General features: G+C 73.0%; 22 protein-coding genes. 14 read left to right on the forward strand and 8 right to left on the reverse strand.

What is annotated here, in order from left to right:
* From FL583_RS12260 to FL583_RS12285, 6 genes are read right to left on the reverse strand one after another with little or no spacing between them, the layout of a single operon-like run.
* On the reverse strand, positions 1-942 hold the full coding sequence (locus FL583_RS12260) for a lactonase family protein (RefSeq protein WP_142704718.1): 942 nt from the start codon (positions 940-942) through the stop codon (positions 1-3).
* Positions 939-2951, reverse strand: a complete 2013-nt coding sequence (locus tag FL583_RS12265; protein ID WP_142704719.1) for an alpha-galactosidase — start codon at positions 2949-2951, stop codon at positions 939-941. Before FL583_RS12265 ends, FL583_RS12260 begins: the two co-directional genes overlap by 4 nt.
* The gene (locus FL583_RS12270) at positions 2948-4177 is read right to left on the reverse strand and encodes a cellulase-like family protein (protein ID WP_205752061.1); all 1230 of its coding nucleotides are present in this window, start codon (positions 4175-4177) and stop codon (positions 2948-2950) included. Before FL583_RS12270 ends, FL583_RS12265 begins: the two co-directional genes overlap by 4 nt.
* Complete coding sequence (locus FL583_RS12275; protein WP_142704720.1) at positions 4174-5055, reverse strand: carbohydrate ABC transporter permease; 882 nt, start codon at positions 5053-5055, stop codon at positions 4174-4176. The genes FL583_RS12270 and FL583_RS12275 overlap by 4 nt, the downstream gene beginning before the upstream one ends.
* Positions 5052-5957, reverse strand: a complete 906-nt coding sequence (locus FL583_RS12280; protein ID WP_142704721.1) for a carbohydrate ABC transporter permease — start codon at positions 5955-5957, stop codon at positions 5052-5054. Before FL583_RS12280 ends, FL583_RS12275 begins: the two co-directional genes overlap by 4 nt.
* Positions 5954-7234: an ABC transporter substrate-binding protein gene (locus tag FL583_RS12285; protein ID WP_142704722.1), complete on the reverse strand. Its 1281-nt coding sequence runs from the start codon at positions 7232-7234 to the stop codon at positions 5954-5956. Before FL583_RS12285 ends, FL583_RS12280 begins: the two co-directional genes overlap by 4 nt.
* 134 nt (positions 7235-7368) lie before the next feature.
* Between FL583_RS12285 and FL583_RS12290 the strand changes: the two genes are divergently transcribed.
* The 9 genes from FL583_RS12290 to FL583_RS12330 all read left to right on the forward strand — a co-directional run bounded on the left by FL583_RS12290 (position 7369) and on the right by FL583_RS12330 (position 16583).
* On the forward strand, positions 7369-8094 hold the full coding sequence (locus FL583_RS12290) for an SDR family NAD(P)-dependent oxidoreductase (RefSeq protein WP_142704723.1): 726 nt from the start codon (positions 7369-7371) through the stop codon (positions 8092-8094).
* A gap of 20 nt (positions 8095-8114) precedes the next feature.
* On the forward strand, positions 8115-8816 hold the full coding sequence (locus FL583_RS12295) for a FadR/GntR family transcriptional regulator (RefSeq protein ID WP_142704858.1): 702 nt from the start codon (positions 8115-8117) through the stop codon (positions 8814-8816).
* Positions 8813-9958 (forward strand): galactonate dehydratase, encoded by a 1146-nt coding sequence (gene dgoD / locus FL583_RS12300; RefSeq protein ID WP_142704724.1) that lies wholly within the window; start codon positions 8813-8815, stop codon positions 9956-9958. The genes FL583_RS12295 and dgoD overlap by 4 nt, the downstream gene beginning before the upstream one ends.
* Entirely contained in the window at positions 9952-10689 is a 738-nt protein-coding gene (locus tag FL583_RS12305; protein ID WP_142704725.1) for an aldose epimerase family protein, read from the forward strand. The genes dgoD and FL583_RS12305 overlap by 7 nt, the downstream gene beginning before the upstream one ends.
* Positions 10668-11558 carry a sugar kinase gene (locus tag FL583_RS12310; protein WP_205752062.1) on the forward strand — a complete coding sequence of 297 codons (891 nt, stop codon included), beginning with the start codon at positions 10668-10670 and terminating at the stop codon, positions 11556-11558. The genes FL583_RS12305 and FL583_RS12310 overlap by 22 nt, the downstream gene beginning before the upstream one ends.
* Positions 11555-12151, forward strand: coding sequence for a bifunctional 4-hydroxy-2-oxoglutarate aldolase/2-dehydro-3-deoxy-phosphogluconate aldolase (locus FL583_RS12315; protein WP_142704726.1), 597 nt, complete (start codon positions 11555-11557; stop codon positions 12149-12151). Before FL583_RS12310 ends, FL583_RS12315 begins: the two co-directional genes overlap by 4 nt.
* Positions 12152-12262: 111 nt before the next feature.
* Entirely contained in the window at positions 12263-14479 is a 2217-nt protein-coding gene (locus FL583_RS12320; RefSeq protein ID WP_142704727.1) for an NADP-dependent isocitrate dehydrogenase, read from the forward strand.
* A 104-nt stretch (positions 14480-14583) separates the two neighbouring features.
* Positions 14584-15447 carry an acyl-CoA thioesterase gene (locus FL583_RS12325; protein ID WP_142704728.1) on the forward strand — a complete coding sequence of 288 codons (864 nt, stop codon included), beginning with the start codon at positions 14584-14586 and terminating at the stop codon, positions 15445-15447.
* Positions 15444-16583, forward strand: a complete 1140-nt coding sequence (locus FL583_RS12330; protein ID WP_142704729.1) for a DUF4185 domain-containing protein — start codon at positions 15444-15446, stop codon at positions 16581-16583. The genes FL583_RS12325 and FL583_RS12330 overlap by 4 nt, the downstream gene beginning before the upstream one ends.
* Here FL583_RS12330 and FL583_RS12335 read toward each other — a convergent pair.
* On the reverse strand, positions 16576-16980 hold the full coding sequence (locus FL583_RS12335) for a DUF6924 domain-containing protein (RefSeq protein WP_142704730.1): 405 nt from the start codon (positions 16978-16980) through the stop codon (positions 16576-16578). The two genes, FL583_RS12330 and FL583_RS12335, sit on opposite strands and share 8 nt — an antisense overlap.
* A gap of 68 nt (positions 16981-17048) precedes the next feature.
* On the opposite strand from FL583_RS12335, the gene FL583_RS12340 reads away from it, so the two are divergent.
* The 5 genes from FL583_RS12340 to FL583_RS12360 all read left to right on the forward strand — a co-directional run bounded on the left by FL583_RS12340 (position 17049) and on the right by FL583_RS12360 (position 21364).
* Complete coding sequence (locus tag FL583_RS12340; protein ID WP_142704731.1) at positions 17049-18017, forward strand: aldo/keto reductase; 969 nt, start codon at positions 17049-17051, stop codon at positions 18015-18017.
* Between the two features lie 99 nt (positions 18018-18116).
* A complete protein-coding gene (locus FL583_RS12345) occupies positions 18117-18707 on the forward strand; it encodes a DUF3455 domain-containing protein (RefSeq protein ID WP_142704732.1) in 591 nt (196 codons plus the stop codon).
* A gap of 77 nt (positions 18708-18784) precedes the next feature.
* A complete protein-coding gene (gene nhaA / locus FL583_RS12350; RefSeq protein ID WP_142704733.1) occupies positions 18785-20056 on the forward strand; it encodes a Na+/H+ antiporter NhaA in 1272 nt (423 codons plus the stop codon).
* 34 nt (positions 20057-20090) lie between these two features.
* Complete coding sequence (locus FL583_RS12355) at positions 20091-20861, forward strand: SDR family NAD(P)-dependent oxidoreductase (RefSeq protein ID WP_142704734.1); 771 nt, start codon at positions 20091-20093, stop codon at positions 20859-20861.
* Positions 20858-21364 carry a GNAT family N-acetyltransferase gene (locus FL583_RS12360; protein ID WP_142704735.1) on the forward strand — a complete coding sequence of 169 codons (507 nt, stop codon included), beginning with the start codon at positions 20858-20860 and terminating at the stop codon, positions 21362-21364. Before FL583_RS12355 ends, FL583_RS12360 begins: the two co-directional genes overlap by 4 nt.
* On the opposite strand, the gene FL583_RS12365 is transcribed toward FL583_RS12360, so the two are convergent.
* Positions 21361-21855 (reverse strand): LURP-one-related/scramblase family protein, encoded by a 495-nt coding sequence (locus FL583_RS12365; RefSeq protein WP_142704736.1) that lies wholly within the window; start codon positions 21853-21855, stop codon positions 21361-21363. The genes FL583_RS12360 and FL583_RS12365 overlap by 4 nt on opposite strands.

The following is a 21855-nucleotide window of genomic DNA, read 5'->3' on the forward strand; positions in this document are numbered from 1 at the left end:
CTAGGGCAGCGGGAGGACGCAGGTCGGGGAGCCGACCTCGTCGACGCGGCCGGTCGGCACCGGGACGCCGTCCACCAGGTCGAAGTACGCCAGACCGTGCGAGCGTTCGTTCGCGGCCACCAGCCCCCCGCCGACCAGCGCCAGGTCGCGCGGCCAGGCGCCCCCGCACGGCACCTCGGCCAGCGGCGCCGGCACCCCGCGAGAATCGAGGCGGAACGCGGCGATCGTGTCCGCACCCCGGTTGGCCAGGTACAGGTGGTCCCCGGTCAGGACGATCGCGCTGGGCTGGTTGGGGCCGTCCTTCGCCGTCGCCGGGGTCGACGCGACCACCGACCCGCCCTCCAGCGTCAGCACGGCCGAGCCGAGCTCGGCCGCCACGTAGCGGCGGCCGGAGGGATGCGTCACGACGTGGCGCGGGCCGGAGCCGGGCGGCAGCACGGTCTCGGCGAGCCGCTCCAGGCGGCCGGACGCCAGCCGGTACTCCACCAGCCGGTCGATACCCAGGTCGACGACCGTGACCCGGCCGTCGGGACCGGGCACGACCTGGTGCGCGTGCGGGCCCTCCTGCCGGTCGGCGTCCGGCCCGGACCCCGAGTGCCGCACCAGGTCGGTGGCCGGTCCGACGATCCCGTCCGCGACCGGGTGCACCGACACGCTGCCCGACCCGTAGTTCGCGGCCAGCAGGTACCCGTCGGCCAGCGCCAGGTGGCACGGCCAGGTGCCGCCGGTCGAGGCGGTCGACCGCAGCTCCGGCGCGCCGCCCGGGCCCAGCGCGTAGGACGAGACCGTGCCCGCGCCCTCGTTCACCGCGTACAGCACCCCGGCGGACGCGATCACGTACGACGGCGAGGGGGTGTCGAGCGCCCCGCCCGGCCGCACCAGCAGGCCGGCGCCCGAGCCGTTCATGTCCGCGGTGTACGTGCCGACGACCAACCGGGTCATGCGCGCTCCTCCGAGAGAACCACCATCGTGGCGTCGTGTGACGCCGTCCACCGCACCGGCAGCCCGGCCGCCATCAGGTGGGCGCCGGAGTACTCGGTGTCCCCGGCACGATAGGTGGCGGTGGCCGAGAGCCCGCGCAGCGGGAGGCGCACGTCCCGGCCGGGCACCGCGCCGAGCCCGTCGAGCCGGCCGGTGTTCCAGGCCAGCACCACGGTCCGGTCCCCCAGCGTGTACTGCACCGCGCAGCGGTCGGCGTCCGGGGACCCGATCCGATGCACGGTCCCCTCGGTGATGACGTCGCGGACCCGCTTGTACCGGGCCACCCACTCCCGAGCGGTCGCCCGGGAAGAGTCCGGCCAGGCCGAGACGTCGGCGCCGATGCCCAGCACGCCCGCGCAGGCCAGGACGAACCGGAAGTCCAGCGACCGCGGGCGGGCGTCGAACAGCCCGGGCGCGTCGGTGACCCACGAGCTCATCAGGTGCGGCGCGTGCGCGGCCAGGAACCCGTGCTGGACCCGTAGCCGGTCGAGCGGCGCGGTGTTGTCCGACGGCCACAGCACGTCGGTGCGGGCCGCCATCGCCAGGTCGACGCGCGCCCCGCCGGCCGCGCACCCCTCGACGGTCACCTGCGGGAACGCGGCCCGCAGGTGGTCGAGGATCCGGTACAGCGCGGCGACGTGCGCGCCGTCGGCGTCCGGGGCCACCGACTCGGTGCGGGGCCGGTTGAAGTCCCACTTGAGGTAGTCGATCGGGTAGGCCGACAGCAGGCCGTCGAGCGTCGCGGTGACGAACTTCTCGACGTCGGGCCGGCCGAGGTCGAGCAGGTACTGGTTCCGGATCGCGGTCTGCGGGCGCCCGTCGGCCCGGTACACCCAGTCCGGGTGCTCCGCGTAGAGCGCGGAGGCCGGGTTGACCATCTCCGGCTCGACCCAGAGCCCGAACTTCAGGCCCTTGGCCCGGACGGCGTGCACGAACGCGTCGAAACCGGCCGGGAACCTGGCCGGGTCCGGCGTCCAGTCGCCGAGGCCGCCGGTGTCGTCGGCGCGGCCGGTGAACCAGCCGTCGTCGACGACGAACGTCTCCACGCCCAGGTCCGCCGCCACGTCCGCGAGCGCCAGCTGACCCTCGGCCGTGACGTCGAACGTCGTCGCCTCCCAGGAGTTGTAGACGACGGTCCGCGGGCCCGGCCGGGCCCGGGCCCGCTCGTAGGTGTGCCAGGCCCGGGCCAGGCCGTCGACGCCGTCGCCGCTGTAGGCGCCGGCCGCGACCGGCGTGGTGAGGGTCTCGCCGGGCGCGAGCCGGAGCGGCCCGTCGAGCCGACGGCCGGCCCGCACCCGGGTCAGCCCGGCCGCGTCGGCCTCGGCCGTGAGGGCCCAGGATCCCGTCCAGGCCAGTTGGACGCCCCAGGTGGGGCCGTGGTCGCCCGCGTTCTGGACGGCCAGGTACGGCGAAAAAGCGTGGCCGGTGACGCCCTGGGCGCTGCCGATCGCGAACCGGCCCCGGGGCAGCACGAGCGACGCGGTCGTGAACTCCTGCGCCCACTGGCCGCACAGATAGTGCAGCCGGGCCCCGGACGGCGTCGGCACCGAGAAGCCCGCCGAGCCGAGCGCCGAGATCGACACCGGCGCGGTCCCGTCATGGCGCAGCCGCACCCAGCGCTCGATCACGTCGGTGCCCCCGGCGAACCGGTAGCACTGCTCCCCCACCAGCCCGGTCAGCGCGTCGGCGAACGTCACGGTCAGCGTGTCGTCGGTCTGGGAAGCGTCCGCGTAGGCCCACCGGAAAGCCCCTCCGACCCGCAGGTCGGCACCGTGGAACGGGCGCAGCCCGTCGGTCGCGTACTCGACCGGAGCGACGTCACCGGGCGTGAGGTACTGGACCTTGCCGGAGAAGGCCAGCGGGGACGGGCCGCGGGACACCCCGGCCGGGCCCCAGGAGTGCAGCTCGAGCCACTCCGGGGCCGCGGTGACCGTGTACTCGGTGGTGGCGCCGGCGAGGGTCCACCTCATGCCAGGAACGCCGCATTGAGACGACGCTGCAGCGCGACGTCGTTCCACATCGGGTGGTGCGGGGCGGCGTTGGAGCAGACGATCGTGCCCCAGGCGCCGAGCTCGCGGCTGCGCCGGACCGCGTGCTCGCAGATCTCGGCGCCGACCGGGCCCTCCTCGAACGTGCCGTGCAGCGGCGTGTACCCGACCCAGCCCTCGCCGAAGACCAGCGGGATTCCCCGGGCCGCGGCCAGGTCGGCGGCGGCGTCGAGCCAGGTGTCGAGCAGGACCCGCATCGCGATCCGGTGCTCGCCGTAGCGGGAGTACAGCCAGCGGTCCCACTTGCCGGGGTCGCACCAGTCGTGGGTGTAGATCTCGCGGGCCCCGACGACGGTGGCGTCGAGGACCCAGCGCCGTTCCGGTGCGGGCAGCCACTCCTCCAGCGGGGGTGCACCATCGCGCAGGAGCTCGGCGTAGGCGCGTTCCTGCGGGTACGGGCGCGACGGGTCGCGGAGCGCGAACTCCTCGACCAGCGAACCGAGCACCCCGTACACGTACGGGTGGAAGATCGCGACCCCGATGTTGCGCGGGACGCCCCGGAGCTGCTCGATCGGCACGTGCGCGATGTTCACCGTGCACGGCACCGAGGGGTGGCGGTCGGTGAACCGGTCGATGCCCTTCTCCAGGCCGTCGCGGATCCCGAGCAGCGACCCGAATTCGCCGCCCTCGGTGAGGGCGCTGTACTGCACCTCGTTGTGGAGCTCGACGAACGCGATCGTGTCCGCGAGGCCTTCGGCGGTCACGAAGTCGACCAGGTCGGCCTGGGCGTCGGCCAGCGCGAGGGGCCGGGCCTCCACGGGGACCTGGCGGAGGGCCGCGTGCCAGGAGGAGTCGGCGAGGAACGACGGGGACTGCTGGTACTCCCAGCTCGACACGATCACGCGCACGTCGTGCCGGGCGGCGGCCCGGAAGAACGCCAGCAGGTGCGCGCGGCCGTCGAGGGTGGTGGGGGCTTTCACGTCGTACCAGCGGGTGCGCTGCCCGTACTCGCCGCCGAGTGAGCGGAATCGGAGCGCGGACGTGTCGAGGCCGGAGCGGAACAGCAGCCAGGGCATCGCGCAGATCCGCACGGTGTTGTAACCCCGGTCGACGGCCTCGGCGAAGGCCACGTCCAGGTCTTCGAAGGGTTCCCCTGGGCCGGTGCGCGTGTACCAGGTGAAATCCCACAGAGAGATGGTCAGGTTCACTTGTTCGCCCCCACCAGCAGCCCCGACACGAAATGCCGCTGGAACGCGAAGAACACGATCGCGGTCGGCACCGCGGCCAGCACCGACGCCGCCGCCACCACGTTCCACTGCGACACGTACCCGCCCTGCAGGTTCAGCAGGGCCGCGGTGACCGGCAGTTTCGCCTCGGTGCGCAGCACGGTGATCGCCCAGATCAGGTCGTTGAAGATCCACGTCGTGGCCAGCGCAGCGAGCGCGGCGAGGGAAGGGCGGCACAGCGGCAGCACGATCCGGGCGTAGATCTGCACCGGCCCGGCCCCGTCGATGCGGGCCGCCTCGGTGAGTTCCCCGGGCAACGACCGCATGAACCCGTACAGCACGAACGTGTAGAACCCGAGCCCGAACCCGACGTGGATCAGCACCAGCCCGGTCAGCGTGTCGTACAGGCCGATCGACTCGGTGATCCGGGACACCGGGATCAGCAGGATCTGCGGGGGCAGCAGGTTCCCGGCCAGCATGATCAGCAGGATCGCCCGCCGCCCGGGGATCGCGTACCGGCTCAGCGCGTACGCGGCCATCGACGCCAGCCACAGCGTGATGACGACCGCGGGCACGGTGATCTTGATCGACGTCCACAGGGACCGGGCCATTCCGCCAGTGCCCAGCGCGGTGTCGAACGCGCCGAGGCCGAAGCTGTGCGGCCAGGACGCGGTGCCGTTCGCGGCCACGTCGTCGAACGACCGCACGGCCAGGAGCAGCACGAACGCCATCGGCGCGACCCAGAGCAGGGTGATCGGGGCCATCACGGCGTGGAAGACCCAGGCCCTCCGCCGCCGCCGGGGCGGCGGGGCCGCGACCGGCTCGTCCACCGACGGGGACGCCACCAGGGTGGCACTCATGCCGCGGCCTCCTCACGGGTCGCCCGGACCAGGTACGTGATGATGAAGACCAGCGCCAGCGCGAAGATCACCACCGCGATCGCGGACGCGTAGCCCAGGTTCAGGAACTTGAAGCCCTGCTGGAACATGTACGTGCTGAGCAGCTCGGACGAGTGGTACGGGCCGCCCGCGGTCATCGCCCAGACGATGTCGAACGTCCGCAGCGAGTCGATCACGGTCACCGCGAACACCACGGTGTTGACGCCGCGCAACTGTGGCCAGGTGACGTACCGGAACCGCTGCCAGGCGGTGGCCCCGTCCACCGCCGACGCGTCGTCGAGCGTCGGGTCGGTGCCCTTGAGGCCGGCCAGGTACAGCACCATCACGTACCCGACCTGCCGCCAGACGGCGGCGACCAGCACGGCATAAAGAGCCGTGTCCGGGTTCGCCAGCCACTGCTTTTCCCACGAGCCCAGCCCGATCGCGCCGAGCAGCGTGTTGATCGACCCGTCGGGCTGGTACTGGACCCGCCAGAACAGGCCGGTCACCGCGAGCGAGAACACCATCGGCAGGTAGATCGCGCTGCGGTAGAGGCCGACCCCGCGCCGGGGCCGGTTCAGCGCGAGCGCCAGCGCCAGCCCGCCCAGCACCGACAGCCCACCGAACCCGACCGCCCAGATGACGTTGTTCTTCAGCGCCCCGGTGAAGACGTCGTCGGAGAACAGCTGCGAGTAGTTGTCGAGCCCGACCGGCTGGGCCGCGCCCAGCCCGTTCCAGGTCGTGAACGACAGGTAGAAGCTGTTGAGCGCCGGCCAGAACACCATGCCGACCTCGACCAGCGCCGGCACCGTCAGGAACACCCAGACGATGGCCGGGACCCGGCGCCAGGCCTTCCGCCGTGCGGGAGCGGCGAGAACGGTCACGACCCGAGGACCTTCTTCGCCGACGCCTGCCACTCCTTGAGGATCGCGTTCACGTCACCGGGCTTGTCGAGGAACTTCGTCAGCGCCGTGTCGGCCGTGGTCTGCAGCTCGTCGCTGGAGTCCCGGTTGAAGAACTGGGTGATCTCCTGGGTCTCGTTCAGGTGCGTGATGCCCTTCTGCACCAGCGGCGAGAACTTCGACGTGTCGACCTCGGACGACGTCGGCAGGTTCGACGACTTCGCGCGTTCGATGAACTTCTGCTGCTGTTGCGGGCCGGCCAGGTACGAGAGCAGGTCGAGCGCGCCCTGCTTGTTGCGGGTCTTGGCGGCCGCGAAGTACCCGTCGGTGGGGGCCTCCTCGGCGACCGGCACCGACGTGTCGATCGTCGGGACGCGGAAGAAGTCGATGTCCTCGACCCCGCCCTGCGGCACCGAGCTGGTGGCGAACGCGCCGATCAGGTACATCGCCGCCTTCTTGTTGACCAGCGGGGTGACCGCGTCCTGGTAGGAGTACGAGCGGCCCTTCGGGTCGAGGTACTCGATCAGCTGCCGGTAGTGGTCCATGACCTGCTTGACCTCGGCCGAGTCGAACGAGTGCTGCCCGGCCAGCAGCTCCCGGTGGAACTTCGCGCCGTTGATCCGCAGGTTGAGGTAGTCGAACCAGCCGGACGCCATCCACGGCGTCGAGCCGGTGCCCATCGTCAGCGGGTAGACGCCCTTGCTCTTGATCGTCTTGCAGACCGCGATGAACTCGTCCCAGGTCTTCGGTGGCTGCACGCCCCACTCGGCGAACGCCGACTTCTTGTAGAAGACGCCCCACCAGTAGTAGTTCGTGGGGATGAAGATCTGCTTGCCGTCGGCGGCGGTCGACAGTTCCTTGAGCGCGGGCGAGAACTTCGCGCAGGCCCCGTCGCCGGTCCACAGTGACGACACGTCGAGCAGGAAGCCCTTGCTGGCGTAGTCGCGGGCCACCGAGCCCGCGTACCAGGTGAGCACGTCCGGCGGGTTGGCCGAGTTGAGGTAGGTCGGCAGCTGGGCGCGGAACGTCTCGATCGCGATCGTGTTGAGCGTGACCTTCTGCTTCGTGTAGCCGTCGACCACCGCGGTCAGCGCGGCCTTCGGGTCCGCGTCGGACTGCGAGTTCTGCAGCGTCAGCGTGTTCGAGCCGCTGCCGCCGCCGGAGTCGCTCCCGGTCGCGCAGCTGGACAGGAGGGCGGCGGCCCCGAGGCCGCCGAGACCGGCCAGGAATCCTCTGCGGCTGACTGCGGTGGTAGCCATGTGAACCCTCCGGGGGGCGAGAGTCATTCGCGGCGTCCCCTGCGACGCCGCGTTGCCGAAAGGTTGCCCGCCGATGGCAGGGCTGTCAATATATCTTCGTAATTAATGGTTAGTTCGAAACCGGAGGCGCGCGGATGGGCGATCGTTTCGCCGGGAAGACCGCTCTCGTCACGGGCGCGGCCGGTGGCATCGGGGCCGCCTGTGCGGCCCGGCTCGCCGCCGAGGGCGCCTCGGTCGTGCTGACCGACGTGCGTCCGGCCGAGGAGGCCGCGGAGAAGATCCGCGCCGCGGGCGGCCGCGCCACCGCGGTGGTGGCCGACGCGTCCGATGAGGACGCCTGGCGGCGCACCGCGTCGGCCTGCGGCCCGGTCGACGTCCTGGTCTCCAACGCGGTCCTGGTGGACGTGAAGCCCGCGCACGAAACGAGCCGGGAATCCTGGGACCGGCAGCTCGCCGTGTCGCTGACCGGGTCGTTCCTCGGCGTCCGCGCGCTGCTGCCGTCGCTGCGGGCGGCCGTGCTCATCTCGTCGGTGCACGCGCTGGTGGGGCTGCCCGGGCGGCCGGCCTACGCGGCGGCGAAAGGGGCGCTGGTCTCGCTGGGCCGCCAGCTCGCGGTCGAGTACGGTCCGGCGCTGCGGGTCAACGTCGTCCTGCCCGGCCCGATCCTGACCGACGCCTGGGCCGGCTTCAGCCGGGCCGACCGGGAGCGCAGCGCCGCGGCCACGGTCGCCGGCCGGCTGGGCGACCCGGCCGAGGTCGCGGCCGCGGTCGCGTTCCTGGCCTCCGACGAGGCCGCGTTCATCACCGGCACGACGCTGGTCGTGGACGGCGGCTGGACCGCTTCGAAGTCTTCATCGTGACGAACGGGAGACCCCACCGGATGCAGCAGTACGTGGCGCGCGGAGTACACGGTCAGACGGTCGAGGTGCTCGCCCAGCGCATCCTGACCGGCCAGCTCCCGGAGGGTTCCACACTCGACATCGGCGCGCTGCAGACCGAGTTCGACGTCAGTCTGACCGTGCTCCGGGAGGCGCTGCGCGTGCTGGCCGCGAAGGGCATGGTCGACGCGCGGCCCAAGCGCGGCACGTTCGTCCGCCCGCGCGGCGACTGGAGCCTGCTCGACCCGGACGTCCTGCGGTGGCAGTTCTCCCGGCAGGTGCGGCCGGGTCTCTTCGCGGACCTGCACGAGGTCCGGAGCATCGTCGAGCCGGGCGCGGCCGGGCTGGCCGCGTCGCGGGCCACCGACGACGACCTGGCCGCGCTCGACGACGCGCTCGACGCGATGGCCGCGGCCGGGAACGACGCCGGGGCCGCGGTCGAGGCGGACCTCGCGTTCCACCGGGCGCTGCTCGCCGCCACCCACAACGAGCTGCTGCAGCGCATGGAGGTCCTGATCGAGACCGGCCTGGCCGAACGCGACCGGATGGTCCACCGCCACGGGCCCGGCGACCCGGTCCCCGCGCACCGGGCCGTGGTCGGCGCGATCCGGGCCCGGGACGCGCTGGGGGCCGCCCAGGCCATGGGCCGGTTGCTGGAGCAGGCCGTCGCGGACGTCGCCCGGCTCGAGGAGTCGCCCGAATGAAGATCGTGAGCGTCGAGACGTTCCTGGTGCCACCGCGCTGGCTGTTCTGCCGGATCGGCACCGACGAGGGCCTGGTCGGCTGGGGCGAGCCGGTCGTCGAGGGCCGGGCCGAGGTCGTCCGCGCGGCCGTCGACGTGCTGGCCGAGTACCTGCTGGGCGAGGACCCGTTACGCATCGAGCAGCACTGGCAGGTCCTCACCAAGGGCGGGTTCTACCGGGGCGGCCCGGTGCTCTCGTCCGCGGTGGCCGGCGTCGACCAGGCGCTCTGGGACATCGCCGGGCAGGCCTACGACGCGCCCGTGCACGCGCTGCTCGGGGGCGCGGTCCGCGACCGGGTCCGGGTCTACGCGTGGGTCGGCGGCGACTCGGCCGGCGAGGTGACCGACGCGGTGACCGCGCACGTCGAGGCCGGGATGACCGCGGTGAAGATGAACGCCAGCGGGGTGCTCTCCCCGGTGCCGACCCGGGCCGAGCTGGCCGGGATCGTGGCCCGGGTCGCGGCCGCCCGGGACGCGCTGGGCGACGACCGGGACGTGGCCGTCGACCTGCACGGCCGGGCCACGTTCGCGGCCGCCCGGCAGATCCTGCCCGCGCTCGCGCCGCTGCAGCCGCTGCTGGTCGAGGAACCGCTGCTGCCCGAGCACTCCGCCCGGCTGGCCGAGCTGGTCGCGTGCTCGACGGTGCCGGTCGCGACCGGGGAACGGCTGTACCACCGGTCGGACTTCCTGCCCGCGCTGACCGCCGGGGTGAGCATCGTCCAGCCCGACCTGTCGCACGCCGGCGGGATCTCCGAGGTGCGCCGGATCGCCTCGCTGGCCGAGACGCACGGGGCGCTGCTGGCGCCGCACTGCCCGCTCGGGCCGATCGCGCTGGCCGCGAGCCTGCACGTCGCGCTGGCCACCCCGAACTTCCTGATCCAGGAACAGAGCATGGGCATCCACTACAACGTCGGCGCGGACCTGCTGGACTACCTGGTGGACCCGGCCCCGCTGACGATCACCGACGGGTACATCGGGCGGCTGTCCGGGCCCGGGCTCGGGGTCTCGGTCGACGAGGCCGCGGTGCGGCGGGCCGACCGGTCCGGGCACGCCTGGCGCAACCCGGTGTGGCGGCACGCCGACGGGTCCTTCGCGGAATGGTGAGCGTCTCCGTCGACCCGGCGCACGGCGGGCGGTGGACGTCGCTGGTGTCCGGGGGGCGGGAGTGGCTGTGGTCGCGGCCGTCGCCGGCGCGGTTCGCGGTGGCGCCCGGAGACACGTTCGTGGACGTCGGCGGCGTCGAGGAGTGCCTGCCGACCGTGCGCGGGGTCCCGGACCACGGGGACGTGTGGTCCCGGCCGTGGACGGCGCTGCCCGGGGAGGCCCGGGTGAGCGCGCCGGACTTCGCACTGCGCCGCACGATCCGGACGGACGGCGACGCGGTGCACGTCGGGTACACGCTGCGGGCCGCGCCGGGCTTCCGGTTCGTGTGGGCGGCGCACGCGTTGCTGGACGTGTCGGCGTCGGCCCGGCTGGCGGCCCCGGCCGGGACGCCGACGCTCGTCGACGGGGCCGGCGTCGTCGCGTGGCCGGCCGGTGGGCTCGACCGCCTCGGGCCGGACGACGGCACCGCGGTCGGCGCGGTCCTGCGGGACTGCCCGGCCGTCACCGTCGACGACGGCGAACGCCTGAGCTTCACGCTGCACGCGCCGGACCAGCCGGTCTCGGTCGCGCTCTGGCGGAACCTGGGCGGGTGGCCCGAGGGCGACCCGTACCGGTCGATCGGCGTGGAGCCGATGCTCGGGCGGGTCTTCGACCTGGCCGAGGCCGGTCCGGGGGACGCGGCCGTAGTCTTCGGTTCGGGGGTGGCGCGGTGGATGCTGACGATCTCCTAGACGTCGTGTGCGTCGGGGAGTCGATGGTGCTGGTGACGCCGGATCCGCCCGGGCCGCTGGCCGCCGGGGGCCCGGCGCGGCTCGACGTGGCCGGGGCCGAGTCGACCGTCGCCTGTTACCTGGCGCTGCTCGGGGCGCGGACCGCGTGGGTCGGCGCGGTCGGGGCGGATCCGCTCGGGGACCTGGTGCGGGACCGCATCGCCGGGTACGGCGTGGACGTGTCCGGGGTCTCGGTCCGCGCCGACGCGCCGACCGGGGTGTTCTTCAAGAACCCCGGGGCGGCCGGGACGACCGTGCACTACTACCGGGCCGGGTCGGCGGCCTCCCGGCTCGGGCCGCGGGAGCTGCCGGAGGCGCGGGTCGTGCACCTGTCCGGCATCACGCCGGCGCTGTCGGCGTCGTGTGCCGCCCTGGTCGACTCGGTGCTGGCGGTACCGGGGCCGGTGCGCAGCTTCGACGTGAACTACCGGCCCGGGCTGTGGCCGGTCGCGCGGGCCGCACCGGTGCTGGCCGCGCTGGCCGACCGGGCCGACGTGGTCTTCGTCGGCCTCGACGAGGCCGGCACGCTCTGGGGCTGTGCCTCTCCGGCCGAAGTCCGGGCGCTGCTCCCGTCGCCGGCGACGGTCGTCGTGAAGGACGCCGCGGTCGGCGCCTACGCGGGCGGCGTCTTCGTTCCGGCGCCGGCCGTCGACGTCGTCGAGCCCGTCGGGGCCGGGGACGCGTTCGCGGCGGGCTACCTCGCCGGGCTGCTGGCGGACGCGCCCGAGGCCGAGCGGCTCGCGCTCGGGCACCGGGTCGCCGGATCCGCCCTGCGCATCGCCGGTGACGTCCCCCCGCCCGGCACCCCACTACCGGAAGGCGCGCGATGACGCTCTCCCTCGACCCGTACCTCGGGACCACCCGGATCATGGCGATCCTGCGCGGCCGGCCCGCGGCCGAGACCGTCGCGCTGGCCGGACGGCTCTGGGACGCCGGGGTCACCGCGCTCGAGGTCCCGATCGCGACCCCCGACGCGGTGGACTCGCTGCGGGCCACGGTCGAGGCGGCCGCCGCGCGCGGGCTCGTCGTCGGCGCCGGCACCGTCACCACCCCGGACCTGGCCCGGACCGCGGCCGCGGCCGGCGCCCGCTACACGGTCGCGCCCGGGCTCGACCTGACCGTCCTGGCCGCCAGCCTGCACGCCGGCCTCCCGCACCTGCCGGGCGTCGGCACCGCCACCGAGGTGGCGACCGCGGTCGCGGCCGGCTGCCGCTGGGTCAAGGCCTTCCCGGCCGGTCCGCTCGGTCCCGGTTGGGCGAAGGCGCTGCACGGCCCGTTCCCGGACGTCCGGATCGTGGCGACGGGAGGCCTGACGCCGGGCGACGTGCCCACCTACCTGGAGAACGGCGCCGCCGTGGTGGCGCTCGGGGCGGCCCTGGCCGACCCGGGCGCGGCCGACGCGCTGACGGAGTACCTGGACTGATACAGTACAGACGTACTGTTCGGCCAGGGTGGGCCACCGGGTTACTCCCCGTTACCCGCCTTTAGGCTGGGTTGGACGGACAAACGCGGCGGACCTGGAGCGGAGTGCCTGGTGACTGACTCGACGATCATCTACACCCACACGGACGAGGCGCCGGCCCTGGCCACGTACTCGTTCCTGCCGGTGATCCAGGCGTACGCGTCGAAGGCCGGGGTCGCGGTGGAGCTGCGCGACATCTCGCTGGCCGGCCGCATCCTCGCGGTGTTCCCGGAGTACCTCACCGAAGACCAGCGGATCCCGGACTCCCTGGCCGAGCTCGGCGAGCTGGCCAAGACACCCGAGGCCAACATCATCAAGCTGCCGAACATCTCGGCGTCGATCCCGCAGCTCAAGGCCGCGGTCGCCGAGCTGCAGGCGCTCGGCTACGCGCTGCCGGCCTACCCCGACGAGCCCAAGACCGACGAGGAGCGCGACGTCCGCGCCCGGTACGACAAGGTCAAGGGCTCGGCCGTGAACCCGGTCCTGCGCGAGGGCAACTCCGACCGGCGGGCCCCGGCCTCGGTCAAGAACTACGCCAAGACCCACCCGCACCGCATGGGCGCGTGGTCCACCGAGTCGAAGACCGACGTCGCGACGATGGGCGCCGACGACTTCCGGTCGACCGAGAAGTCGGTCGTGATCGAGTCCGACGACAGCCTGCGGATCGAGCTGGTCGGCGACGACGGCACGACGACCGTGCTGAAGGAGAAGGTGCCGGTCCTGGCCGGTGAGGTCGTCGACGCGTCGGTGATGCGGGTCGGGGCGCTGCGCGAGTTCCTGACCGCGCAGATCGCCCGGGCCAAGGCCGACGACGTGCTGTTCTCGGTGCACCTCAAGGCGACGATGATGAAGGTGTCCGACCCGATCGTGTTCGGCCACGTCGTGCGGGCGTTCTTCCCGGAGACGTTCGCCAAGTACGGCGCGACGCTGGCCGCGGCCGGTCTCTCGCCGAACGACGGGCTGGGCGGGATCTTCACCGGGCTCGAGGCGCTGCCCGAGGGTGAGGAGATCCGGGCGTCGTTCGACGCCGAGCTGGCCGCCGGGCCCGCGCTGGCGATGGTCGACTCGGACAAGGGCATCACGAACCTGCACGTCCCGTCGGACGTCATCGTCGACGCGTCGATGCCGGCGATGATCCGCACCTCCGGCCACATGTGGGGCCCGGACGGCAACGAGCACGACACGCTCGCGGTGCTGCCCGACTCCAGCTACGCCGGGGTCTACCAGGCCGTGATCGACGACTGCCGGGTCAACGGCGCGTTCGACCCGGCGACGATGGGCTCGGTGCCCAACGTCGGGCTGATGGCCCAGAAGGCCGAGGAGTACGGCTCGCACGACAAGACGTTCGAGGTCGCGACCACCGGTGTCGTGCGGCTGGTTTCCGGGGACGGGACCGTCGTGCTGGAGCAGGCCGTGTCGGCCGGGGACATCTTCCGGGCCTGCCAGACCAAGGATGCGCCGATCCGCGACTGGGTGAAGCTCGCGGTCACCCGGGCCCGCGCCACCGGCGACCCGGCCGTCTTCTGGCTCGACGCTTCGCGGGCGCACGACGCCAACCTGATCGCGAAGGTCGAGAAGTACCTGCCCGAGCACGACACGTCCGGGCTGCGCATCGAGATCCTGGCGCCGGTCGACGCGACCAAGCTCTCGGTCGACCGGATCCGGCAGGGCGACAACACGATCTCGGTCACCGGCAACGTGCTGCGCGACTACCTGACCGACCTGTTCCCGATCCTCGAGCTCGGCACCAGCGCGAAGATGCTGTCGGTCGTCCCGCTGATGGCCGGTGGCGGCCTGTTCGAGACCGGGGCCGGCGGCTCCGCGCCGAAGCACGTCCAGCAGCTGGTCCGGGAGAACTACCTGCGCTGGGACTCGCTCGGCGAGTTCTTCGCGCTGGCCGCCAGCTTCGAGCACCTGGCCGTCTCCACCGGCAACGGCCGGGCCCAGATCCTGGCCGACACCCTCGACCGGGCCACCGCGACGTTCCTCGACCGCGACAAGTCGCCGACCCGCCGCGTCGGTGGCATCGACAACCGCGGCTCGCACTTCTACCTGTCGCTGTACTGGGCCCAGGAACTGGCCGGGCAGACCGAGGATGCCGCCCTGGCCGAGGCGTTCACCCCGCTGGCGTCGACGCTCACCGAGGCCGAGCAGACGATCGTGGGCGAGCTGAACGGGGTTCAGGGCAGCCCGGCCGACATCGGGGGGTACTACCAGCCTGACCCGGCGAAGGCCGCGAAGGTCATGCGCCCGTCGGAGACCTGGAACGCCGCCCTGGCCGCCTTCTGACCCACCCGGCCCGGGGCACCCGCCCCGGGCCGGCCCGGCGCACCGGCCAGTGTGCCCGGTCACACCCCGCACGCCCCGATCGACGGTCGTGTATCTGTCGATCCATGGACGTCACCTTCGCCGAGCTGGTCGACCTCAAACCCGCCGACGACGGCACCTTCCTGGCCCTCCCGGCCGACCGCTCCTCCGGCCCCCGCATCTTCGGCGGGCAGCTCGTCGGCCAGGCCCTGGCGGCCGCCGCGCGGACGGTCGCGGCCGAGCGTCCGCCGCATTCTCTGCACGGTCACTTCCTGCACGCGGGAACCCCGGACGAGCCCATCGAGTACCGGGTCACCTCGCTGCGCGACGGCCGCGCGCAGAGCGTGCGGCAGGTGCTGGCCGTGCAGGACGATCCGCTGTTCCTGCTGACCGCGTCGTTCGCGGTGCGGCCCAGCGGAGGGGTCCTCGAGCACCAGGTGCCGCAGGCACCGCCGATCGACCCGGACGCGGTTCCGACGCTCGAGGAGACGTTCGCCGCGTCCGAGCCCGGGTTCCGCGAGTGGTTCACCGGCCACATCCTCCCGAAGCCGATCGACTTCCGGTTCGTCGAGCGTCCGGCGCGCGACTACGTGCTGACCGGCGACGCCGGTCCGCTGGGCCAGGAGCTGCTGGTGCGCGTCCGCGACGACCTCGCCGACGACCCGGCGACGCACGCGAGCGGGCTGGCGTACTTCTCCGACATGTTCCTGCTGTCCAGCGCCCTGCACCCGCACCGGGCGATGATCGGCAAACCGGGCCTGCGGGTCGCCAGCCTCGACCACGCGGTCTGGTTCCACGGCGAGGCCCGCACCGACGAGTGGCTGCGCTACCGGATGACGTCGGACTGGGCCGGTGAGGGCCGCGGCCTGTGCCGGGGCGAGATCTTCGACGCCCGCGGCCGGTTGATCGCGACCGTCGTCCAGGAGGGGCTGATAAAACCGAGCGCGTGAAACGCGTGCTGCTCCCCCTCGGCGCGGCGGTCGTCGCGTTCGCCCTGACGCTCGTCGTGCTGAAGCTGTTCGTGTTCGACGAGCCGGGCGTCCCGGGCATCGAGAGCGTGCGGGAGGTCGGCGCGCTCACCCAGCACCCGCTGGTCAACGGGCGCGACAACGGGCAGAGCACCCGCTACGGCGACCGGTCGATCTGGGTGTTCGGCGACACGGTCGTGCGCGACCCGTGGCGGTTCCTGTCCAGCACCGGGGCCGCGACCACCGACCTGAAGGCCTCCGACGGCATCGCGATCACCACGACCGACGTCTTCGGCGACGACGGGAGCGCCCCGACCGACCTGATCCCGCTCACCCCGGCCGAGAAGGCGTTCGTCGCGGCCCACGCCACGGGGAACTGCGCGCCCTACTGCGGGGTCCTGTTCGGACTGTGGCCGGGCGCGATCGTCGCCGACCCGGCGCGCCACCGGGTGCTGGTGTTCTACGCCAAGCTCTGCCGCCGCGGGCCGGACGGTTCGCGCTGCTCCGGGCCGCTCGGCCACGGCCTCGGCACCGGGATCGCGGCGATCGACATGAGGACGAAGAAGGTCACCCGGCTGACCGCCACCGGCGTTGCGCCGGTCCAGAGCGTCGAGGGACCCGACCCGACGCTGTTCTTCCCGGCCGCGACCACGTACACCGCGTCGGCGACGCTGGTCGGCGACGACCTGTACGTCTACGGCGACTGCCTGACCCGCTGCCACGTGGCCCGCGTGCCCGCGTCCGCGGTCACCGACCGCTCCCGGTGGCGGTTCTGGTCCGGTCCGGACGACTGGTCCGCCGACGAGTCCGACGCCGCCACGAATCTGGACGCCGGCTCAGCCGGCAACAGCATCATCCACGTGCCCGCGCTGGACGCCTGGCTCAACGTGTACCTGCCCCGGCTGAGCAACACGCTGACCGGGCAGATCGGCGAGTCACCGGTCGGGCCGTGGTCGCGGCCGTTCCGGATCGCCGAGACCGACAGCGCGGGCGGCGGGGTGAACTACGCCGGTTTCGCGCATCCCGAGTACGCCGAGAAGAACGGGCTCGTCCAGTACTTCAGCTACTACCAGGAGCGGACCTACCAGCAGCGGATCATCCGGGTGGAGTTCAGCTGAGCGCCCTCAGGATGCCGTCCTCGTCGGCCGCGTCGGCCAGCTCGCCGAACCCGCGGTTCCCCAGCTCCAGGCTGCTCTGGACGTCGGGCAGCGCGGCCGGGACGACCCGGAAGGCCCGCCCCGGGTCCTCGTCCAGGTCGACGACCAGGACCGGCCGCTCCGGGCTGGCCAGCGTCACCGTGTCGGCCAGGAACGCGAACGTCCGCTCCGGGTCGGCGCCGAGCTGGCCCTCCAGGTCCTCGGGCGTCGTCCCGTCGAACGACGGGTCGCTGACGACCCGCAGCTCGGTGTCGGAGTCCACACCCCCGTCGACCAGGGACAGCAACGCGTCCCAGGCAGCGGGATCGGTGTAGTCGACCCGGATCAGCAGCGTCTTGTCCACAGGGAGTGCAGCCACGCGGCCACCGTACACAGGTCCGCGCGCGGCCTTGCGTTCGAGCGCGCTCGAAGACCTACGGTGGCCGCATGGACACACGGACGCTGTGGAGCGACGGCCCGGCCGTCGGCGCGATCGGGCTCGGCTGCATGGGCATGAGCTGGGCCTACGGCACCGACCCGAACTCCGACGACCCGGCCGCGGTGATCGGCCGCGCGGTCACGCTCGGGATGACGCTGATCGACACCTCCGACGTCTACGGCCCGTTCACGAACGAGGAGCTGGTCGGCAAGGCGCTGGCCGGGCGGCGCGACGAGGTGACGCTGGCCACCAAGGGCGGCCTGCTCGCGAACTTCCACGACGACGGCACCCCCGACCCGACGCGGATCCCGTACCCGGACGGCCGCCCGGAGCACATGCGCGAGGCCATCGACGGGTCGCTGCGCCGGCTGGCGGTCGAGCACATCGACCTCTACTACCTGCACCGTCCCGACCCGAAGATCCCGGTCGAGGAGAGCATCGGCGTGCTGGCCGACGCGGTGCGGGCGGGCAAGATCCGGGCCATCGGGGTGTCGGAGTTCAGCGTCGAGCAGCTCGACCGGGCCCAGGCCGTGCACCCGATCAGCGCGGTCCAGTCGGAGGCGTCGCTCTGGACCCGCGACCACCTGAGCACCACGCTGCCCTGGTGCGAGGCCCACGGCGCCGGGTTCGTGCCGTTCTCCCCGCTCGGTCGCGGGTTCCTGACCGGGGCCTACCGCGCGGCCGCGTTCGCACCCGACGACTTCCGGGCCCGCAACCCGCGGTTCCGGCCCGAGAACGCCACCGCGAACCTGGCCATCGTCGACGCGGTCGAGGCGATCGCCGCGACCTACGACGCCACCGCGGCCCAGGTGGCGCTGGCCTGGGTGCTGGCCCAGGGCGAGCACGTCGTCCCGATCCCCGGCACCCGGCGCGTCGCCCGGCTGGAGGAGAACGCGGGCGCCGCCGGCCTGACGCTCTCCCCCGCCGACCTGGCCGCGCTGGACGCGCTGCCCGCCCCGGCCGGCGCCCGTTACTGACGGTGATCGACCTGGATTAAAAGCATCTGAAGCAGAGACGTAACACCCGTTTCATGCGTCACGGTGGGTGCGCAATCAGGTGCCCACATTGGAGGACTCATGTCACGAAAGGGTGGACGGCGCGTACCGCGCGCCGCGCTCGCCCTCGCCGGGGCGGCCGCCCTGGCGCTCGGCGTCGCGCCCGGAACCGCGCAGGCCAGCCAGGCCAGCCCGGGCGGGCACAGCCACGGCCCCCAGTTCACGCTGCCGGCCGGGGCCCCGTCGCCCGGTGCCGGTTTCCGCATCCAGGCCGCGTACAAGGTCGTACGCGGAACCCAGACCTACACCTGCGCGGCCGACGGCACCTGGGGCACCGCCGGCTCGACCCCGGAGGCCCAGCTCGCGCAGTACGGCGGGTACGGCCGGATCCACCACTACGCGGGCCCGCGCTGGACGTCGCTGCGCGACGGCTCGACGCTGCTCGGCACCGTGGTGGCCGACGCGACCCAGCAGAAGCCCCCGAGCATCCCGTGGCTGCTGCTGACCACCGCGGTCGAGAAGGGCTCGAAGTGGTCCGACCTCGGCCGGGTCACGAACATCAGCCGGGTGAACACCACCGGCGGCGCGCGCCCGACCGGGGCCTGCACCCCGGGCCAGACGCAGGCCGTGCCCTACGGCGCGGACTACGTGTTCTGGGTGCCCACCGCCTGATCGCGTAACATCCCTCCTGGTGTGCCGGGAAGCCTGGTCGGCGACGTCCGACCCGACCCCGCACACCAGGAGGCCCGATGGCCTGTCTACTCGCCCGGGGAACCTGGCCCGAGGCCCGTCGCGTCGCCGACGTCCTGCGCCGCGAAACGATTGGCGGCGCGCTCCTGCTGCTCGCCGCGATCGCGGCTCTCGTCCTCGCGAACACACCGGCGTCGGGCCTCTACGAGAGCGTCCGCGACAGCCACTTCGGCGTCGGGAGTCTCCACCTCGACTTGACGGTCGGCCAGTGGGCGTCCGACGGTCTGCTGGCGATCTTCTTCTTCGTCGCCGGGCTCGAACTCAAGCGCGAGTTCGTCGCCGGCGACCTCCGCGATCCGCGCCGGGCCGCGCTCCCGATCGCCGCCGCCGCCGGCGGTGTCGCCACCCCCGCGCTGCTCTACGTCGCGGTCGGGCTGAGCCGGGGCGGCCCGCTGGCCGGGTGGGCGATCCCCACCGCCACCGACATCGCGTTCGCGCTGGCCGTGCTCGCGGTCATCGGCAGCCACCTGCCCGCCGCGCTGCGCACATTCCTGCTCACGCTGGCCGTCGTCGACGACCTGCTGGCGATCGTCATCATCGCGGTCTTCTACACCGACCGCCTGCACCCGCTCCCGCTCGCCGGAGCCCTGGTGGCGGTCGGGCTGTTCGCGGTGCTGGTGCAGCGGCGGATCCGTTCGTGGTGGCTGCTGCTGCCGCTCGCGGTCACGGCTTGGGCGCTGGTGCACGCCTCCGGCGTCCACGCCACGGTGGCCGGCGTCCTGCTCGGCTTCACCGTGCCGGTCCTCCGGCGGGCGCCGGGCGACGGACCCGGGCTGGCCGAGCACTTCGAGCACCGGTTCCGGCCGCTCTCGGCCGGGGTCGCGGTGCCGGTCTTCGCGTTCTTCGCCGCCGGGGTCCCGATCGGCGGTCTCGACGGGCTGGGCGCCGCGCTCGCCGACCCGGTGGCGATCGGGATCGTCGCCGGGCTGGTCGCCGGCAAGACGCTCGGGATCAGCGTCACGACCTGGGCCGTCGCCCGGTTCACCCGAGCCACGCTGGACGAGGGCCTGGCCTGGATCGACGTGATCGGGCTGGCCGTGCTGGGCGGGCTCGGGTTCACGGTCTCGCTGCTCATCGGCGAGCTCGCGTTCGGCGGCGGCAGCGCCACCGGCGACCACGTCAAGGTCGCGGTACTGACCGGGTCGCTGGTGGCCGCGGCCCTGGCCACCGTGATCCTGCGGCTGCGCGACCGTCGCTACCGGCAGGCGCACGAGGCCGATTCCGCCGACGCGAACGACGACGGCGTCCCCGACGTCTACCAGGGTCTGTAATACTTCGCTAAACGTCGAAGGATCTGGGGCGGCGATGCACATAGATCTCAGCGGACGGCGGGCGCTGATCACCGGCGCCGGGCAAGGCGTCGGGAAGGGCATCGCCCTGGCCTTCGCCGAGGCCGGGGCGGAGGTACTGGTCAACGATCTGCGCGCGGAGCGCGCGCAGGAGGTCGCGGACGAGATCGCCGCGGCCGGGGGCGCCGCGGCCGGCGTGCCGTTCGACGTCACCGACTACGACGCGGTGACCGCGGCGGTCAGCGACGGCGGGCCGGTCGACGTGCTGGTGAACAACGCCGGGAACGCCGGTCGCGAGGGCTTCGGCACCCTGGGCCGGTTCGTCGACAGCGGGCCCGCCGACTGGGAGCCGTTCCTGCGGGTGAACCTGTACGGGGTGCTGCACTGCGCCCGGGCGGTGCTGCCCGGGATGATCGACCGGGGCTGGGGCCGGGTGGTCACGATCAGCTCGGACTCCGGCCGCACCGGCGAGGCGAACCTGGCCGCGTACAGCGCGTCGAAGGCCGGGGCGGCCGGCCTGACCCGGGCCCTCGCGGTCGAGTGCGGACGGTACGGCGTCACGGTCAACACGATCGCGCTCGGCACGATGCGGACACCCGCGACCGAGGCGCTCTGGTCCGACCCGGACGACCCCCGGGCGCGGGCCCTGCTCCGGCGGTACGCGGTGCGGCGCCCGGGCCGGCCCGAGGACGCGGCCGCGCTGGCGGTGTTCCTGGCCGGGCCGCAGGCGTCCTGGATCACCGGTCAGACGTATCCGGTCAACGGCGGGATATCGTTCGCCCAGTGATCATCCCCGCCGTTCCCGGAGACGCCGCCGAGCTGGCCGCCCTCGTCAACGAGGTCTACGCGGAGGCCGAGGAGGGCCTGTGGCCGCCGGGGACGCCCCGCACGTCGGTGGACGAGGTCGCGTCGCTGATCACCGCCGGGCAGCTGCTGGTCGCGCTGGCCGGCGGCGAGATCGCCGGCGTGGTCCGCGTCCAACTGCTCGACGACCGCACCGGTGAGTTCGGGATGCTGGCCGCCTCGCGGAAGCACCGCGGGACGGGCGTGGGCCGGGAGCTCGTCGCGGCCGCCGAGGAGTGGGCCCGCGACGCGGGCCGGACCACCATGCAGCTGGAGATCCTGGTCCCGCACGAGTGGGCCCACCCGTCGAAGGAGTTCCTGCGGGCCTGGTACGGACGGCTGGGCTACCGGCACGAGCGGAACGAGCCGCTCGAACTCACGTACCCGCACCTGGCGCCGCTGCTGGCGACGCCGTGCGACCTGACGGTCTGGTTCAAGCCGCTCTAATCGTCGTCCTTCTCGGCCTTGCGGCTCATCGCGAGCTCGAGGGCGACCACGCCGGCCAGGATGAGCAGGTCGTCCTGGCCGGCCAGGACGTTCACCGCGTACGTGTCGCGGATCCGGAACCAGCGCTTCGAGACCACCGCGATGCCCTGGCCGCCACGCTCGATCACGAACTCGCGGTCGATCAGGTTGCCGGTCATCTCCAGGTCGTCCGGCCCGGGGACGTCGATCGTGAACTTCTCCCGGAACGGCGTGAACAGCTTCTTCTTCACCTCGGCGGCCTTCTCGCCGCCGATCCGGATCTCATAGGTCGGGCGCAGCGACACCAGGTGCCGGTGCACCGACGCGACCTCGTTGCCCTGGAGATCCTCGATGACCGTGCGGTTGCGCAGGCTGAGGACCTTGCCGTCGACGTGCAGGACCTTGTTGCCGTGTTCGTCGGTGATGTCGTAGTCGTCACCGATGTCGAAGAACCGCTCCTTGATCAGGTACAT

The organism is Cryptosporangium phraense, from assembly GCF_006912135.1.
GTDB classification, from domain to species: Bacteria; Actinomycetota; Actinomycetes; order Mycobacteriales; family Cryptosporangiaceae; genus Cryptosporangium; species Cryptosporangium phraense.